This is a genomic window from Moorella humiferrea (genome assembly GCF_039233145.1).
Classification (GTDB): Bacteria; Bacillota; DSM-521; order Neomoorellales; family Neomoorellaceae; genus Neomoorella; species Neomoorella humiferrea.
Genome location: NZ_CP136419.1, coordinates 719729 through 735486 on the forward strand (window position 1 = coordinate 719729; position 15758 = coordinate 735486).

Genomic DNA, 15758 nt, shown 5'->3' on the forward strand with positions numbered 1-15758 from the left:
CGCTGGTCTCCCAGCCCGGCTGGCGGGCCGACATGGCCGGGGTGGAAGAACTGCTGCGCCTGGTCTGTCTTTTAATTATTACCGCAGGTCTCTTTTTATTTTTGTGGACAACGAAAAGTTTCTGGTTACCGTTTGCTGCCCGCTGGCTGATGGTAGGAGACAAAGATTTACATCCTGACGATGTGATTATTGTCCTCTCGGGTGAACAGGGCGAGCTGGTGGCAACGGGGGTAAAGCTCTACCAGGAAGGCCTGGCTCTAAGGCTTCTGATGACTAGCGGTCCAGTAAAATGGAAGAGGAATGAGCGTCCTGGCGGCGAGCAGATACGGCGGGATCTGGCTGCCTGGCAAGGGTAGTTGGGGAAAATAGGGTAGGTGCTTAAATATAGCTTTATGGTTGCTACGTTCATTAAACGGAGTGGGTACGGCGATGGTACGGTGATGTTCGTCCTGGCCGGTTAAGTGCAATTTAATAGCCGGGGTAAGTTCTACCGGCAGCCAGCCGTACATCCCGCTGCCTTACTGCTGTACCAACTTTATTACTTTCTCGCGATACGGGAAACTTTTTTCAGGGAGGGAACTTAGACTGGCAGGTAGTCCTTCGCATCCTGCCGGGAACGTTGATCGGCAGTCAGGTTCCTCGCCGGTTACGAAATTAGCCACTTCCTTTAGCCCCTGGTAGAATGGGGGCGAAAGGAGGTGAGCATCATGGCCAAAGTGACGGCGCCCCTGATGTCCCTGGATGCCAGCGGCGCCCTGGGGAAGGCCCTGGTCTTTGCCAAATGGAAGGGGCTCAATTATGCCCGGCGCTATTTTGTGCCCATGAACCCCAATACGGAGAACCAGGAAAGGGTCCGCAGCTACTTCACCCGGGCGGTGACGAGCTGGCGGGGGGAGAGCCCTGAGACCAGGGCCATGTGGAACGCGGCCGTGCGCGGCCGGCCGCTGACGGGGATGAATTACTACCTAGCCCAGTATATCAAGTATCTATCCAGTCACAACGGCGAAGCCCCAGCCACGCCCTTCCTGCCCCCGGGCCAGCAGCAGTCCTAAAAGATTAAGCTATGGAAGCGGCAGGGCCAGATGTCTTGCCGCTTCTCCCCACTGCAGCCTACCAGCCTCCCTTATGCTCTATTTGCCACAAAGATGATTATTAATCACAGCTAAAACATCAGCTAAAGTGTTTTCGTAAGAACAAAGTACTTCTTTTTTGTGCTTTGTATGTTTATGATGAGGAAACGTGGCTATTTCCCTGTGGTGTTCCTTGTTATCCCAGCCCATAATAACAGTATCTCCATCCAGCCAGTAGTAATTATAACGTTCCAGTTTATCGTCCTGCCAGCGATCATAAATTTCTAAAAAAGAGCCATCAATAAAATAAATCCTACCGGAGATAATGGTACGATTCCGGCGGGTTAGTGTAGTAAAATCTTCGATGGTTGCAATAATAGTTTTATGTTTGTCCAGTGCACCCGTATAATATTGCTTCATTATTGCTGGCCCTCTAATGCTGCTAAAAGCGTTTTAGCTTCCCTGATAATATCGAGCCACATTTCCCATTCGGTATCGTCTCTGTGGGTTTCGAAGTCTGTCATAGTAGGAACTACTTTTTTTTGGAATTCTTCATAGTTCATGTTATATTTTGCTTCTAGCCTTTTGATTTGTTCCTCGGCCTCTTTGATTTGATGTTTTAACTGGATGGTTTTCCTTTTAGCTGTAAGGTCAATGGCGTCCACGATTAAAGCTTCGCGTTCCCGAGGAGGCAGTTTTACCAACCACTCGGGTGCTCGTATTTCTATCCGTTCCACTGGTAACCACCTCAATTATTCAGGTATATTCAGTTTAAAGTAGCTTTATCATTAAGTCAAGTAAGGTCACGATTTAGATTAGCCACTTCCTTTAGCCCCTGGGAGAATGAATTTATTTACGAGTATGATTTCGGTGACGGCTGGGAGCATGAAATCGTCGTGGAAAAGATTCTTCCGCCGGAGCCAGGGAAGCGCTACCCTGTATGTCTGAAAGGTAAACGCGCCTGCCCGCCTGAAGATTGCGGCGGTCCCTGGGGCTATGCCAGTTTGTTAGACATTCTCCAGGACCCCGGCCATCCCGATTATGAAGATATGCGGATTTTGGCGGGAGAAGATTTCGACCCCGAAGACTTCGATGTGGAGTTCGTAAACCAGGAGTTAAAAACCATCAAGTAATGCTTTAACCCGGAAACCCACCTCATCCCCCTGGTGTTGAGGGCCATGCTTTATCTGGACAAAATGAAAAACCGCGCTTGAGTGAAGAAGCCGCCATGGCTTTTGCCGCGCAAGCAATCAGGGCTCTATAGGGTGAACTTCTGCTGACGACATACGGGCAAAGGCAGTGAGCATACCGAAAAAGGGGGTTATTATGCTTATTATGGACGAGGAAGACATGAAAACCGGTTTAACAGAGGCAGATATCCGCCAGTTGGCAGGCCCAGGATGAGCCATACAGGGTAAAAGTTGTGTTAGGGGAAAACGGCATCCGTTGTGTGGATAGGTTGAGCGAATGCTTGGACGAAGGCGATTACGACAATGATACACGGCAGGTCTGGCTGGCGACCCTTATGGAAGAGAGGAACGCGTCCGGAGGCCAGCCGTCGCCGTGGGGAAAATTACAGTACAAGCAGCTATAAAACTGCAATAAAAAACCACCGGGTCTCCGGTGGGATAAAGGACCTTTTACTGCAGGTAGTCTTCCAATTCGGACAGGTCGTTGATGTCGAAGATGTTGTCGATCACCTGCTGTAGTACGTACGCGTCCTGCTCCTTGATCCTGGCCACGTACTCCCTGGGAAGCCTGCGGAACTTTTTGCTCAAGAGCCTGATGGTTACGTCTACCAGAGACTCCTGCCGGCCCTCTTGCCGGCCCTCTTGTCGGCCTTCTTGCCAACCCTCCTGCCGGCCTTTTATCAGACCCTTTTCAAATATCCTCTGGTAACCGGCGGACTCTTCGATGTTCAGCACTTGTTCCACCTCCCGGAATATAAGCTCGATCACCTGCCGGTCGTAAACCAGGCCGGCGAATATCTCCGCCCGTAGGAGCACGGCCTTTTTGGTCTCCCGGTCCAGGTCGCTGTTTAAAATATCCTCTGCGCACTGCCGGAGAAATTTCTCCCCCTCTTTCTTGCGCCTCTCCCTGTCCGCCAGGGGCAGCAAGGAACGCAGCTGCTGCTGCGGGTGGTTTTTTAGCTCCTCATAGGTTATTTTACCCAGGTCGACCAGGCGGTAACGGTAGTCCGGTCAACAACGTCCATCGCCTGGCAGTGGGAGCGGAAGCGGTAAAACTGGACTATATTTCTGGAGCAGAGATTTGTATCGCTTTTTCAAGGCTTAAGGTTAAAGAGGGAGGGAAATCTTTAAGGTTTGATGTGATTACCTTCACACCCTTTATTGCTGCAGTGGCCGCGATAAGACTATCAGCCATACTCATTGTTTTTCCTTCTGCGGCCCACTCCCGCCTTAGCGTTGCTGCGAATTCAGCAATTGTACTGTCGACGGGGATAAGTTCGACGTCTCCTTAATCTTTACCGCGCAAGCCTTGAACCCATTTTGTTCCTCCAGTTTTCGTCCATTCGGGAGCATCCTCATGCGTCAAAGCGCCCCGGGTTTCTCTGAAGGCTTTAACTTGCATTTCCCGGCGCAGTTTTTCGGTTACAGCTTCGACGATAAAGCTGTTGCGGTTTATGCCGTGCTCTTTAAGATAGACCGTCATTTTATCTATCACTGTTGCAGGAAACCTTATATGGATCATTTTTGTTTCGGGCATTTTATAACAACTCCTGTTACTATAAAATATAACAGATTTAAAAAATAGAGACAACATGTAATTCAGTCCGTCTGGCTTAAGGATTACCGGAGTGAGTTGCTGTTTAAGCTATCAAAATGATAGCACAGGGGGAGTCGGCTTTGCCCGACGGGTTACCTGAAGGAAAAAGACCGGGAAAGGGAAGGGGAGACGTCTGGCGGCAGTTCCAGGCGCAGGCCAGGGTGGAAGAGCTTTTGTTCCTGGCGCTGTCGGGCTTCCGGGCGAAGAAGGGACGGGAACTGGTGCAGGTGGGGTAAACTACGCCCTGGGAGGAAAAACGCCCGGGGAAGGGAAAGATCGTTTGTGAAAAATAGCGTGGCATCTGATGCTAAAGCAGATGCCAGTTGAATGGCGTCAGGAGTTCGCACCCGGTATTTAGCGCGGATTTCTGCCCCCAGAACGGCTATTTCCAGGTAAAAATCGATCAGCTGCAAATTTGGGTAAGATTTTAGTGTGGTAATATACTGCTCGCAGACTTCTTCCAGACCCAGGGATTTGGGTTTGACTAACAGTTCGAGAAGCGTCAAAGTCGAAGTAACGGCCTGAAACGCACCTCTTCTTTTAATACCAGGGCTCAGGGGTCTGCCTGAAGCATATAAATGAAACAGTTGGTATCCAGGGCGATAACTTGCGGCCGGGCGACCCACCGGTGCTGGTGGCGGATGCTAGAAAATCCGCGTGCGCCTCGGCTGGGTGCCGGTCCACGATGACCTGGAGGGCATCATCTACTCCGCCTGGCAGTGGGAGCGGAAGAGGAATAGCGTCCCGGCTAGGCCCGCGACTATTTCACCCAGGCGGTGACCAGCGAGTAAGAGACCAGCGTGTAAGAGGATAGTCCTGAGATTAGGACCATGTAGAAAGCGACCGTGTGAAGCCTGTCGCTCCCGGCTTGCTAGGCCCTGTAGTATTTTTTGGAGATGCCCTCCACAGTAAACTTGGATTTTGCTTGCAATTATAGTGCTAGTAATGGTATACTTCTGGTAAGAAAATCTTTCTGGAAGTAAGGAGAAGGATGCTTCATGTCCAACCCCTTAGTACGCTTAACTAGTAAAGGGCAGATGACTATTCCCCAAAGTATCAGAGAAACTTTGGGCCTGAAGGCAGGCGATTATTTGACCATCCTGGTTGATGGAGATGAGATACGTTTGAAAAAAGTCCAGCCAGTGAAGCCCTTGAGTAAAGAAGACCCTATATGGAAATTAGTTGGTGCCGGCAACAGTGGCCTTAAAGATGTCGCTGCCAAACATGATCATTACCTGGCTGAAGGTGAAGTAGAAAGATGGAAAAAATAATGGTAGATACCAGCGCTATTTACGCTCTTATTGACCGCTCGGACGATTGGCATGAGAAGGCTAAGAATCTCTTTAAGAAATTAAGCGAACAGGATGTTGATTTAATATTAACAAACTTTATTTTGGCTGAAACCCATGCTTTAATTTTGAGCCGTATAGGTCATGAACTGGCCCGTGAATGGGTAAAAAATTTGGTTTGGAAAATTGAACGTGTTAAAGAAGAAGATGAGAAGCGAGCCAGGGAAATCATAATTGCATACAAAGATAAGTCTTTTTCTTATACCGATGCTACTACTTTTGCTGTTATGGAACGACTAAAGCTGAATGTAGCTCTGGCCTTTGATAATCATTTTACCCAGTTTGGCTGGCAGTGTCTTGACGTTTGAGGAAGAGCCAGAACTCATATGTAAGCGACAATCTTTAGCAGGATGTGATATAGTGCAAATTTACCAGGTTGAAAGAAACGATAATTGTCCCTGCGGCAGCGGCCGTGACGCCAAGAAAAAACGTTGATTGGACGGATGCCTTTATTGCCGCCGGAATGGAAGCTGGAAACCGGATGGAGATATATTCTTACGATCGTCATTTTGATAAGTTTCCGGAAATTTAGAGGATTGAGCCCTGATACCTTGTTATATTTATTGCCTTGAGTTGGATATAACCGGCACCTTTCATGGAGCAAACAAGCTGTAAAAACGTAGGATCAGTTTGTAGTAGCTATCTTTGTACGACCGCTTTTAGCCAGTGTGGCACCCGTTTTTTGATATTCCCGAGGGGGGGTACTGATGGGCATCTATCTGGGGCTGAGGGTTTTGCCAGATGCAATCGGGGCGGTGGAATGGGAGCGTTTTTATGACGCAGCCAAACAAGTGATCCAGGCCTTTAAACCGCAGCCGGTGCGCCTCACCGAGGAAGAAAAGTTTGGCTTTACGCGGCTTGTTCTTACGCGTAGCCCGGAGGGCCAGGATCACAAAGGCCGTTTTCTGGCCGTAGTCGGTGATGCCCAGACGTGGGAGTGTGCTGAGCAATTTCATATCTACCGCGGATTTACAACGTGGATTAACGGTATCAGACAGGTGGTTAACTATACGTTATCATTATCGAGCAAGCAAGTTAAATCAAGTCATGGAGGAATACAGGCAGTTTCTAGCCCAGCCGCGTAGCGTAAAACAGTTAAATGCCGAGCTGGAAGCAAAAGTCCAGTTGTTGACAGATTTCAAAACAAATCTGAGCGAAACTCAGGTGGAACTGGAAGGCATGGTAGGAGTTTTTACCGCCTTTTTCTTGGAAGCGTGGAAGGCACCGGTCTACAGGAAAGGGGAAATTGTTGAATAAAGCCGCCCGTGTGATGGTAGATACTGAGAATTGCTTTAGTCGTTCGCGCGGTGTTAAAAGCTTATGTTAGACTATTACATTGCTTAATGTTATAATGATGCTATCAGAATGATAGCAGAGGGGTGCTGGCTTTGCCTGATGTCCTTATCCGTAATGTTTCCAAGGAGGTTTTGGCAACTTTGAAGCAGCGAGCAGCGGCAAAAGGCAGGTCTTTGCAGGTGGAACTGCATAAAATTCTGGAAGAGGCTGCAGGTGAAAATGATTTGGATGGGGTGAAAATGGCGGCCGATATAAGGAAAAAGCTTTTGGCGAGAGGAAAAAGTTACAGCGACAGCGTTGAGCTGATCAGAGAGGACAGGGAAAGGTGAAAATCTTTGTCGTAGACGCCATCGTCGCCGTAAAGTGGTATATCCCGGAACCTCACTGGGAGGCGGCTGTTGAGCTTTTGGAGAGAGCGGGTAAAGGCGAATGCCGTTTGTGGGCACCGGAATTGATTTTTGCGGAAATAGGGAATGTCCTCTGGAAAAAGTGCACGCGCGGCGAGATCGACACGGAAGACGCACGCAGGATATTGGCGGCGATAACTCAAAAATTCCCTGCAAGGGTCGCTGAGATCCAGCCTCTTCTTCCTGCCGCTTTTGAGATCGCTAACGGCTACAGGCGTTCTTTATACGACAGCCTCTACATCGCCCTGGCCGTGGCCAAAAATGCGGTGTTTATTACGGTAGATAAAAAGCTGGCCAACGCTTTGTTACCCACTTCCCTGGGGCCGTATGTCCGGCTTTTGCAGGATAATGGACTATTATAGAGCGATAATATCAGTTATAATTTCCTGGGTGATCATAGCAGTTTGCACCAGCAGCGGCTTGAAAAGACGTTGTAGGAAAAGGGGTATTGGAATGCAGATTTATCAGGTTGAAAGAAATGATTTTTGCCCCTGCGGCAGCGGGCGCAAGTACAAGAAATGCTGCCTTCCGGCTGTAGAGGAAGCCACGCGGGCTGTCGGCCGCGAAGTAGGTCAGGGCCTTACTGCTCACGGCCAAGAGGTTTTGGCTACTGTTGGATTTATCTGCGGCTTAAAATGGGGTGAAGATATAAAACCCCTTGAACCCTCACGAGTGGGACGGCTTTTGAAAGAAGCCTGGGAAGAAGAGGATAATATTTCGGAAAAAGCTTTTGGAGATTTTCTGGAAAACATCAGAAATAATTATATACGCCTGCTGCAGGAAAAGCCGCGGTTACACATGACGCGCATCCCTCCCGACATCCTCCTTGAAGTCGAAGCCCATCAGGAATCGGAGGAAGAACTAAAGGAGTGTTTGGCGCAAGTCGTAGCGGAAATGGTTAATGACGATGATTTTATAAGCGGTTGCATCATCGACATAGCCTATTCGCTGCACTACGACAGTTATACGGACGAGGAAATGAAAACCCTCCTTTCCGGTTTAGGCATGATTATTAACAAAGATACCCGTGAGGGATTTATCGAGGCTATCATGAGCGTCACTATGGAAGAATTTGATGCAACCATGGAGAAAATAAAAGCATTGCAAGATTCTACCGGCGAAGAAGATCCGGAGTTTATAAAGAAACTGATGGAGATTTTAGAAGATCATATAGCCTTTGGCGATTATTTTTACACCAAACTCCTCAGGGGTTCCATAACGGCCATGGAGGCCATTATAAAAAAAGAGATAAAGTTAAACGTTCCTTTTTATGCTTTGGCCCGCGGTGTCTATACTCTAAAAAAGATTCCGGGCCTGTTTGAAAACGATTGGATAGCAGAGTGCCTGTGGGAAGAGAATGAGGCCGAACACTTTTTGCCCGCTATTTACCAGGTATTAGAAGAAAACAGGGCGAGTTTAAAAGATGAAGCCCTAGCGGAATCTCTGGAAAAATTCATCTTTGCTTCGCAGGTTGGCGTGGTCATAAATAATCCGGAATTAATCGAAAAACTTTATCATCTGTGCGTGTATAATTTCCTCAAGAATCCCCTTGAAACAGCTCCGGATACAGGCGGGGTATTTACCAGTATTGAGGATTTGTACAAGGAAGAAAAGGTTGCCCGCTACGCGGAAGCCCTAAAAGCGAGGGGATTAGAAAAGGAAGCGGATTACGTGTTGGCCCAGTTTAGGACTTTGGGGAGAGATTACCTTACCACTATAGCGGATGCAAATGAGACTTAATGCCATATCAATGTTTAATGGCAAGGTAGTAATTATAACGTTTCCGCGAGTGGATAAAAACCTTGATTTGGAAAATTTAACGTGTTAATGAAGAAGATGAAAAGTTATGGAACGGCTAAAGCTGAATGTAGCTCTGGCGTTTGATATTTGCCAAGTTTGGATGGCAATGTGTTGAAGATTAAATTGATTAAATACTTGTTCGTTTCTCCTTCGTATGGATCCAATAGTGAACCCGGCCTACAGTCGGCCTTATTTTGTGTCCATTAAGGAAGGCAGACACATTGGTCGGGGAAGAGAACCGGAATTTATGCAATGAACTTCGCCGCTTGGGATATTATGAATTCCAGATCAAAGAGATTATTACTAGCATTGCCGGCGCCAAAAAAATTAACCAGTTGTCTTTGGAAGACCAGGAGAAAATTAAAGCCCGCCTTGTCGAACAGATTAACTTTGCCAGCAAATGTATGAAAATAAGGCGCTGAGAAATCCGTCCATACTGACGTAAAACCCTGTTTTTCACCTGCCCCCGCAGGTTGTTATGGAGGCAGCAAAGTCGTGGATATTGGCTCGACAATTAGGTTATAGAGAATCGCTAAAGGGATCACTATTCGGGAATTGGTTCGTATGACTGGCCTCTCACCCAGCGCCATCAGCCAAATTGAAATAGGTAAATCTATTCCAAATATTTTAACGATGAAAGCTATAACTGAAGCGTTAGGCATCTCAGTTATTTCTTTTTTACTGGAGAATGTCGATACGAAAATAAGTTTAGTTAAACCTGGAGAACGCCTGCGACTTGTACGTAATTCTACGTCTACGGGCGATCTTGGCGATCTTATTGAAGAATTTCTTACCCAAGGACGAAATTTTCAAATGGAGCCAGCGATAATTACTGTCCCCCCTAAAGCTGATTCTGGGCGGGCAATAACCCATCCAGGCGAGGAATTCATCTTTATTCTCAAGGGGGAACTCAGATATATTTTGGAAGGCGTTAATGACTATGATTTAAAAGAGGGAGACTGCTTATACTACCCCTGCACCATACCCCATCGCTGGCATAACCCGTCTGAACAAATTGAAATAAATTTTTGATTGTTGCTACCCCTTCTCTGTTTTGATTTTATCTAAAAAATTATCATTTCGCCGGCAGAAAAAAATTAGAAAGCGGCGAATTTATTTTGTGTTCGCTATAAATGACAATGTACGTTTGCCCGGGTTCCGGAAATGATTGCTAAAGGTATAACCGTTTCCATTGGGACTGACGGTGCTCCTTCTAATAACCGCATGGATATGTTTGACGAGATGTATCTGGTTTCCCTCATTCATAAAGGCCGCAACTTGAATCCCAAAACTTTACCTGCGGAAAAGGTCCTGGAAATGGTTACTATAGACGGCGCCCGATGTCTGTTATGGAATGACGAGATCGGCTCTATGGAACCCGGCAAAAAGGCCGACTTAATCATCGTTAACCCCAAGAGCCCCCGGCAGTTTGCCTCTTCATGATCCGATTGCTAATCTGGTTTATGCCATGCACTCCAGCAATGTAGAGGCTTCCATGTGCGACGGCCGATGGCTGATGCGGGATAAAAAGATTCTTACGGTAAATGAAGAAGAAGTACTCGACCAGGTTCAGACCAGGGCGGCCGCCCTGGTAAAAAAGGCCGGCATTGTTTTGCCGCACCGTTTTCCGGTAGTAAAAGTTAGATAAGTTGCTTTAGTTGATGGCAAGACCGATCGGGCACACCGGTTGATCATAAATTTTTTTGGGAAAGCTTGACATATATTAAACTAAAATGTATAATAATTTCCAAACATCAATCTTAGTATATTTACTAAATTACTAACATAAACTGGAGGCACTTGAATTGCAAATTGATCGCAACAACCCTTTGCCACTTCATTCGCAGATTACTCAATATTTAAAACAACAGTTTAGTGAAGGCAAATGGAAAGTAGGCGATCCCTTTCCTACAGATAAACAACTTATGGAACAATTCGGTGTAAGCATTACTACGGTACGCCAAGCTTTAAGTGAACTTGTGCGCGAAGGTTTAATTGAACGTAGGGCCGGAAAGGGAACTTTTGTTATTAAAACAGCCCAGGAGAATCTTGATAAATTGCGCGGTTTTTTTGAAGAAATGCATGCTCAAGGGTTAAAGCCGAGCGCAGAAATTTTAAATTTAAGCGAGGTAAACGTTAATAGTGCTCTCTTAATTAAATATCCTCAAATAGCAATATTTAATGCTAATCAACTTTTTCGTATTGATAAAATACAAAAAGCCAATGATTTACCGCTTACTTATATACAAACTTTTTTACCCTTGGCTGAAGGTCGTAAATTAGCAACATATGATTTAGTTTCTCATGGTATTTATGAATGGTTGGAAAATGAATTGGGGATAAAAATTGTAAGAGCAGAACAAATTATTACAGCTGCTGCTGCCGGCCGCAAAGAAGCAGAAATATTAGGTGTGAAAATAGGTTCTCCTTTATTAGTAACCCAACGAATAATGTTTACCGAAGGCGATCGGCCAATTGAAGTACATTATAATTATGCGCGTCCAGATCGTTATAAATTCCGCGTCGAGATGTACCGCAATGGAGCAAGTAAGAATGAAGGCATATTTTTTTAAATAATGGATAAGCATAAGCGTTTTACTTAGGGGGTGATATATTTATATTAAAAAATATTTAAGTATAACCATAATTAATTAAAAATGAAAGGAGAGAAGAAAATGAAGTACAAAAAGATAGCTATTTTATTGGTATTTGCTTTCACTAGCGTTGCATAAAGAAAAAATAAACTTGTCAAGGGAAATAACGCCCAAAAAACAGCCAAATTCCTGAAATAACCTAGCCTTGCAAGAAAAAACTCCTTATACTAGAGATTGAGGGTAGTCCTTGCCCCAACTTCTAACATAAGGAGGCCCAAATGCAAGGTAAGGATACCACATTATCCACATTTCATCAACTGTTTGCTCCAGTTTCTAACGACTATTTTTGGCAGTTAACCGCCGGTATGGGGGTCGATAAGTACGCTAAGAAGCTAAATTCCCTTCAACTCATTAAACTAATAGCCTTCGCTCAGCTGGAACAACTTAATGGCTTGCGGGATATCAGCAATAGCTTCAATGACCCGCAATTTAGCCTGGCTATCAATTTAGAGAGTATCAGTTTCTCCCAGATAGCGCGCCGTTTAAGGGATTTATCGCCGCAATTCATCCGGCTATTATTCAGCCATCTCACCACCCGGATAGGCCGGGAAATCGGCTTTGAAAACTTAAGAAATACCGCAGGACGTATTTACCTCATCGATTCCACTATCATTAGTCTCTGTTTTACCCAGTACCTCTGGGCCGAGTTTCGTAGGACTAAAAGCGGGATAAAACTCCACCTGCGCTTAAAGTTCTGTGAAGAAGAGGTTCTACCTGATAAAGCAATTGTCACCCCGGCCCGGAAGGCAGATAAAACCCAGATGGATACCCTCGTAGTAGAGGAAGAAGAAGCCTTAAACGTCTTTGACCGCGGCTATGTCGATTACAAGAAGTTTGACAGATACTGTGAAGAAGGCGTCCGCTTTGCCAGCCGCTTAAAGGGTAATGCTCTGGTAGAAATAATCGCCGAGTTGCCGGTAAACCCTGACAGCAAGGTTAAAAAGGAACAGCTTGTTTACCTTGGCAAAGATGGAGTTACCAAAATGAAGCACCCTTTACGGCTGATAACAACCGAAGATACCCAAGGGCAACCGGTAATTATAGTCACCAATGATTTCGAGTTACCGGCGGAAGAATTAAGCGAGATTTATCGTAAGCGCTGGCAGATAGAACTCTTCTTCAAATGGATGAAACAACACCTGCAGGTGAAACATTTTTATGGTAAAAGCGAACAGGCTGTAGAAAACCAGCTCTTCATAGCGCTAATAACCTACTGCCTGATGGTTATGCTGCAATTAAAGGCCGGCTATCAAGGACCATTGCTCACTATTAAACGTTTAATACGCACCTGTCTATATGAGCCCTTTACCTTCTTCGTCCAAAGCCTGCACCGTAAACCCAAACGAAGGTCTTATGGGCGGCACAAGATAGACTATGAAGGCATCTATCAGGATTTAGTAAAGCAAGTTTTAGCTGGCGAAGCTGATTATTTAAACGACGTAACTTATGACCCCTTAGTTCTTTAAGCAACTTTATATGGCAATATGTGGATAAGGACTACCCCTGATAACCTAAGTCCTTTGGCCAGTGAAGGAAGAAAATGCATGGTTGTATACACCATTAATGTTATTATATAACATATTCTGCCTTCCATATATTGCCTTGCACTGTGCTAAAAATTTTTATGCAACGCTAGTGATTTGCTTTATTTATGAGCATTGTTTTAGCTGGCTGCGGCACCGGCAAACAAGCAGAGCAAAAGGGCGGTACTAGTAATGCTAAAAGCGACAGTGCATCGTCTAAACTAACAACTGTTCATGTCAGCCACCAGCCCTGCCTCCATGCTCTACCGACCTATATGGCCATGAAAAAAGGTTGGGATAAAGAGGAAGGTTTAGAAATCGATTTTCAGTTCTATCCTTCCGGTCCACCGCAAAATGAAGCCCTAGCCTCCAATAAATGGGAAGTAGGAGCTGAAGGAACAGTACCGGCCATGCTGGCGGCTATTCGGTATGGGGCTTATATAATTGCTATATCTAATGATGAATCGGAAACGAATGATTTGTGGGTGCGGCCGGACAGTCCTATTCTCAAAGTAAAAGGATATAACCCTAAATATCCCGAGATTTATGGCTCACCTGAAACGGTAAAAGGGAAAACCGTTCTTTTAACTACAGCTTCTACTGGACATTATGCCGTCATAGCCACTCTAAGAGCTCTAGGTTTAGATGAAAAGGATGTCAAAATGGTTCACATGGAGCAGTCCCAGGCATTAGCTGCCTTTGAAGCTGGTCAGGGGGATATTGTCCAGTTATGGGCCCCTTATGACTATATTGCTGAAAGCAAAGGCTGGGTTAAAATGTCTTCTGGCTTGCGCGCTGGTGTTAAAATCCCCGGGGCGGTTGTGGCCAGCAAAAAAGCTGTAGAGGAAAACCCCGAAAAGGTGGCCAAGTGGCTTAAATTATATATGAGAGGCATACAGGAGATGAAGTCTAACCCTGTAGAATCGGCCAAACTTTTGGGGGAGTATTACAAGGAAAAAGGTTTAACATTGGATGATAATGCATTGGCTAAGGAGTTTTCGCTGCGTCCGCTATTTAATACCAAAGAACAATTAGCGCTTTTTGCCAAAAAAGATGGAAATATGAGCGAAGTCGAACAATGGATGTCTGGGCTGGCAGATTTCTTCGTTAAGCAAGGTAGAATTACAGAAGCCGAAAAAGAACAACTTTTTAAAGGTGGATATATCACAGACAAAATTTTAAAGATGGTAGCTGCTGAAGAAGAAAAGAAGAAGTAAGAGAACATATAAAAAACCTATATCCGGCTGCCGTTAAAATTCCGGCAGCCGGATATACGTAAGGGGATGGGAGATATTTATGAATACACCAATTCAGACCTCTTCTAAAAGTGAGTTGAAGGCTAAAAGTGTTCGGCCCCAAAAGAATAGTTCCTATGCATGGCTTTCGTTGTTGAGTCTTTTGGTATTTTTTCTTCTGTGGTATCACTAGCGTTGCATAAAAATTTTTAGCACAGTGCAAGGCAATATATGGAAGGCAGAATATGTTATATAATAACATTAATGGTGTATACAACCATGCATTTTCTTCCTTCACTGGCCAAAGGACTTAGGTTATCAGGGGTAGTCCTTATCCACATATTGCCATATAAAGTTGCTTAAAGAACTAAGGGGTCATAAGTTACGTCGTTTAAATAATCAGCTTCGCCAGCTAAAACTTGCTTTACTAAATCCTGATAGATGCCTTCATAGTCTATCTTGTGCCGCCCATAAGACCTTCGTTTGGGTTTACGGTGCAGGCTTTGGACGAAGAAGGTAAAGGGCTCATATAGACAGGTGCGGATTAAACGTTTAATAGTGAGCAATGGTCCTTGATAGCCGGCCTTTAATTGCAGCATAACCATCAGGCAGTAGGTTATTAGCGCTATGAAGAGCTGGTTTTCTACAGCCTGTTCGCTTTTACCATAAAAATGTTTCACCTGCAGGTGTTGTTTCATCCATTTGAAGAAGAGTTCTATCTGCCAGCGCTTACGATAAATCTCGCTTAATTCTTCCGCCGGTAACTCGAAATCATTGGTGACTATAATTACCGGTTGCCCTTGGGTATCTTCGGTTGTTATCAGCCGTAAAGGGTGCTTCATTTTGGTAACTCCATCTTTGCCAAGGTAAACAAGCTGTTCCTTTTTAACCTTGCTGTCAGGGTTTACCGGCAACTCGGCGATTATTTCTACCAGAGCATTACCCTTTAAGCGGCTGGCAAAGCGGACGCCTTCTTCACAGTATCTGTCAAACTTCTTGTAATCGACATAGCCGCGGTCAAAGACGTTTAAGGCTTCTTCTTCCTCTACTACGAGGGTATCCATCTGGGTTTTATCTGCCTTCCGGGCCGGGGTGACAATTGCTTTATCAGGTAGAACCTCTTCTTCACAGAACTTTAAGCGCAGGTGGAGTTTTATCCCGCTTTTAGTCCTACGAAACTCGGCCCAGAGGTACTGGGTAAAACAGAGACTAATGATAGTGGAATCGATGAGGTAAATACGTCCTGCGGTATTTCTTAAGTTTTCAAAGCCGATTTCCCGGCCTATCCGGGTGGTGAGATGGCTGAATAATAGCCGGATGAATTGCGGCGATAAATCCCTTAAACGGCGCGCTATCTGGGAGAAACTGATACTCTCTAAATTGATAGCCAGGCTAAATTGCGGGTCATTGAAGCTATTGCTGATATCCCGCAAGCCATTAAGTTGTTCCAGCTGAGCGAAGGCTATTAGTTTAATGAGTTGAAGGGAATTTAGCTTCTTAGCGTACTTATCGACCCCCATACCGGCGGTTAACTGCCAAAAATAGTCGTTAGAAACTGGAGCAAACAGTTGATGAAATGTGGATAATGTGGTATCCTTACCTTGCATTTGGGCCTCCTTATGTTAGAGGTTGGGGCA

23 protein-coding genes and 1 pseudogene are annotated in these 15758 nt (G+C 45.4%); 17 read left to right on the forward strand and 7 right to left on the reverse strand.

Translation table 11 applies throughout. The annotated features are described in order from the left end of the window. Window positions 1–32 precede the first annotated feature (32 nt). A complete protein-coding gene (locus MHFGQ_RS03710; RefSeq protein ID WP_106005761.1) occupies window positions 33–356 on the forward strand; it encodes a hypothetical protein in 324 nt (107 codons plus the stop codon). A gap of 351 nt (window positions 357–707) precedes the next feature. Then, on the forward strand, window positions 708–1052 hold the full coding sequence (locus MHFGQ_RS03715) for a hypothetical protein (RefSeq protein ID WP_106005762.1): 345 nt from the start codon (window positions 708–710) through the stop codon (window positions 1050–1052). Between the two features lie 78 nt (window positions 1053–1130). Here the strand turns inward: MHFGQ_RS03715 and MHFGQ_RS03720 are convergent, their stop codons facing one another. Together MHFGQ_RS03720 and MHFGQ_RS03725 are read right to left on the reverse strand one after the other, a co-directional pair. Further along, window positions 1131–1490, reverse strand: coding sequence for a toxin-antitoxin system TumE family protein (locus MHFGQ_RS03720; RefSeq protein ID WP_106005763.1), 360 nt, complete (start codon window positions 1488–1490; stop codon window positions 1131–1133). Then, window positions 1490–1807, reverse strand: a complete 318-nt coding sequence (locus tag MHFGQ_RS03725) for a hypothetical protein (protein WP_062283200.1) — start codon at window positions 1805–1807, stop codon at window positions 1490–1492. The genes MHFGQ_RS03720 and MHFGQ_RS03725 overlap by 1 nt, the downstream gene beginning before the upstream one ends. A gap of 114 nt (window positions 1808–1921) precedes the next feature. On the opposite strand from MHFGQ_RS03725, the gene MHFGQ_RS03730 reads away from it, so the two are divergent. Beyond that, a complete protein-coding gene (locus tag MHFGQ_RS03730) occupies window positions 1922–2203 on the forward strand; it encodes a plasmid pRiA4b ORF-3 family protein (protein ID WP_245907864.1) in 282 nt (93 codons plus the stop codon). A gap of 290 nt (window positions 2204–2493) precedes the next feature. Further along, window positions 2494–2664: a hypothetical protein gene (locus tag MHFGQ_RS03735; protein ID WP_170066323.1), complete on the forward strand. Its 171-nt coding sequence runs from the start codon at window positions 2494–2496 to the stop codon at window positions 2662–2664. 46 nt (window positions 2665–2710) lie between these two features. On the opposite strand, the gene MHFGQ_RS03740 is transcribed toward MHFGQ_RS03735, so the two are convergent. From MHFGQ_RS03740 to MHFGQ_RS03755, 4 genes are all read right to left on the reverse strand, one after another. Next, window positions 2711–3187 (reverse strand): DUF4351 domain-containing protein, encoded by a 477-nt coding sequence (locus tag MHFGQ_RS03740; RefSeq protein WP_245907861.1) that lies wholly within the window; start codon window positions 3185–3187, stop codon window positions 2711–2713. A gap of 133 nt (window positions 3188–3320) precedes the next feature. Beyond that, a complete protein-coding gene (locus tag MHFGQ_RS03745; protein WP_146127160.1) occupies window positions 3321–3461 on the reverse strand; it encodes a type II toxin-antitoxin system VapC family toxin in 141 nt (46 codons plus the stop codon). An 87-nt stretch (window positions 3462–3548) separates the two neighbouring features. Then, window positions 3549–3797 (reverse strand): YlcI/YnfO family protein, encoded by a 249-nt coding sequence (locus MHFGQ_RS03750; protein WP_106005766.1) that lies wholly within the window; start codon window positions 3795–3797, stop codon window positions 3549–3551. A 152-nt stretch (window positions 3798–3949) separates the two neighbouring features. Next, entirely contained in the window at window positions 3950–4363 is a 414-nt protein-coding gene (locus tag MHFGQ_RS03755; protein ID WP_245907862.1) for a type II toxin-antitoxin system VapC family toxin, read from the reverse strand. A gap of 492 nt (window positions 4364–4855) precedes the next feature. Between MHFGQ_RS03755 and MHFGQ_RS03760 the strand changes: the two genes are divergently transcribed. The 13 genes and pseudogenes from MHFGQ_RS03760 (at window position 4856) to MHFGQ_RS03815 (ending at window position 14103) form a co-directional block, all read left to right on the forward strand. After that, complete coding sequence (locus tag MHFGQ_RS03760) at window positions 4856–5128, forward strand: AbrB/MazE/SpoVT family DNA-binding domain-containing protein (protein ID WP_106005767.1); 273 nt, start codon at window positions 4856–4858, stop codon at window positions 5126–5128. Then, window positions 5116–5514, forward strand: a complete 399-nt coding sequence (locus tag MHFGQ_RS03765; RefSeq protein ID WP_106005768.1) for a type II toxin-antitoxin system VapC family toxin — start codon at window positions 5116–5118, stop codon at window positions 5512–5514. The genes MHFGQ_RS03760 and MHFGQ_RS03765 overlap by 13 nt, the downstream gene beginning before the upstream one ends. Before the next feature lie 52 nt (window positions 5515–5566). After that, window positions 5567–5641 (forward strand): SEC-C metal-binding domain-containing protein, encoded by a 75-nt coding sequence (locus tag MHFGQ_RS13940; RefSeq protein WP_422879838.1) that lies wholly within the window; start codon window positions 5567–5569, stop codon window positions 5639–5641. Between the two features lie 272 nt (window positions 5642–5913). After that, window positions 5914–6291 carry a hypothetical protein gene (locus MHFGQ_RS03770; protein ID WP_106005769.1) on the forward strand — a complete coding sequence of 126 codons (378 nt, stop codon included), beginning with the start codon at window positions 5914–5916 and terminating at the stop codon, window positions 6289–6291. Between the two features lie 351 nt (window positions 6292–6642). Further along, entirely contained in the window at window positions 6643–6831 is a 189-nt protein-coding gene (locus tag MHFGQ_RS03775; protein ID WP_146127162.1) for a hypothetical protein, read from the forward strand. Then, complete coding sequence (locus MHFGQ_RS03780; RefSeq protein WP_106005771.1) at window positions 6828–7271, forward strand: type II toxin-antitoxin system VapC family toxin; 444 nt, start codon at window positions 6828–6830, stop codon at window positions 7269–7271. Before MHFGQ_RS03775 ends, MHFGQ_RS03780 begins: the two co-directional genes overlap by 4 nt. Before the next feature lie 91 nt (window positions 7272–7362). Further along, window positions 7363–8649, forward strand: a complete 1287-nt coding sequence (locus tag MHFGQ_RS03785; RefSeq protein ID WP_170066326.1) for an SEC-C domain-containing protein — start codon at window positions 7363–7365, stop codon at window positions 8647–8649. A 281-nt stretch (window positions 8650–8930) separates the two neighbouring features. Beyond that, complete coding sequence (locus tag MHFGQ_RS03790) at window positions 8931–9131, forward strand: hypothetical protein (protein ID WP_106005773.1); 201 nt, start codon at window positions 8931–8933, stop codon at window positions 9129–9131. A gap of 142 nt (window positions 9132–9273) precedes the next feature. Continuing rightward, the gene (locus MHFGQ_RS03795; RefSeq protein ID WP_106005775.1) at window positions 9274–9741 is read left to right on the forward strand and encodes a cupin domain-containing protein; all 468 of its coding nucleotides are present in this window, start codon (window positions 9274–9276) and stop codon (window positions 9739–9741) included. 114 nt (window positions 9742–9855) lie between these two features. Then, window positions 9856–10357, forward strand: a pseudogene (locus MHFGQ_RS03800) (amidohydrolase family protein); the annotation flags it as partial. 157 nt (window positions 10358–10514) lie between these two features. Beyond that, window positions 10515–11282 carry a GntR family transcriptional regulator gene (locus tag MHFGQ_RS03805; RefSeq protein WP_106005774.1) on the forward strand — a complete coding sequence of 256 codons (768 nt, stop codon included), beginning with the start codon at window positions 10515–10517 and terminating at the stop codon, window positions 11280–11282. A 299-nt stretch (window positions 11283–11581) separates the two neighbouring features. Next, the gene (locus MHFGQ_RS03810; protein WP_106005600.1) at window positions 11582–12829 is read left to right on the forward strand and encodes an IS4 family transposase; all 1248 of its coding nucleotides are present in this window, start codon (window positions 11582–11584) and stop codon (window positions 12827–12829) included. Between the two features lie 185 nt (window positions 12830–13014). After that, the gene (locus MHFGQ_RS03815; RefSeq protein ID WP_106004852.1) at window positions 13015–14103 is read left to right on the forward strand and encodes an ABC transporter substrate-binding protein; all 1089 of its coding nucleotides are present in this window, start codon (window positions 13015–13017) and stop codon (window positions 14101–14103) included. Between the two features lie 377 nt (window positions 14104–14480). Here MHFGQ_RS03815 and MHFGQ_RS03820 read toward each other — a convergent pair whose 3' ends face one another. Beyond that, window positions 14481–15728 (reverse strand): IS4 family transposase, encoded by a 1248-nt coding sequence (locus MHFGQ_RS03820; RefSeq protein ID WP_106005600.1) that lies wholly within the window; start codon window positions 15726–15728, stop codon window positions 14481–14483. Between the last annotated feature and the right edge of the window lie 30 nt (window positions 15729–15758).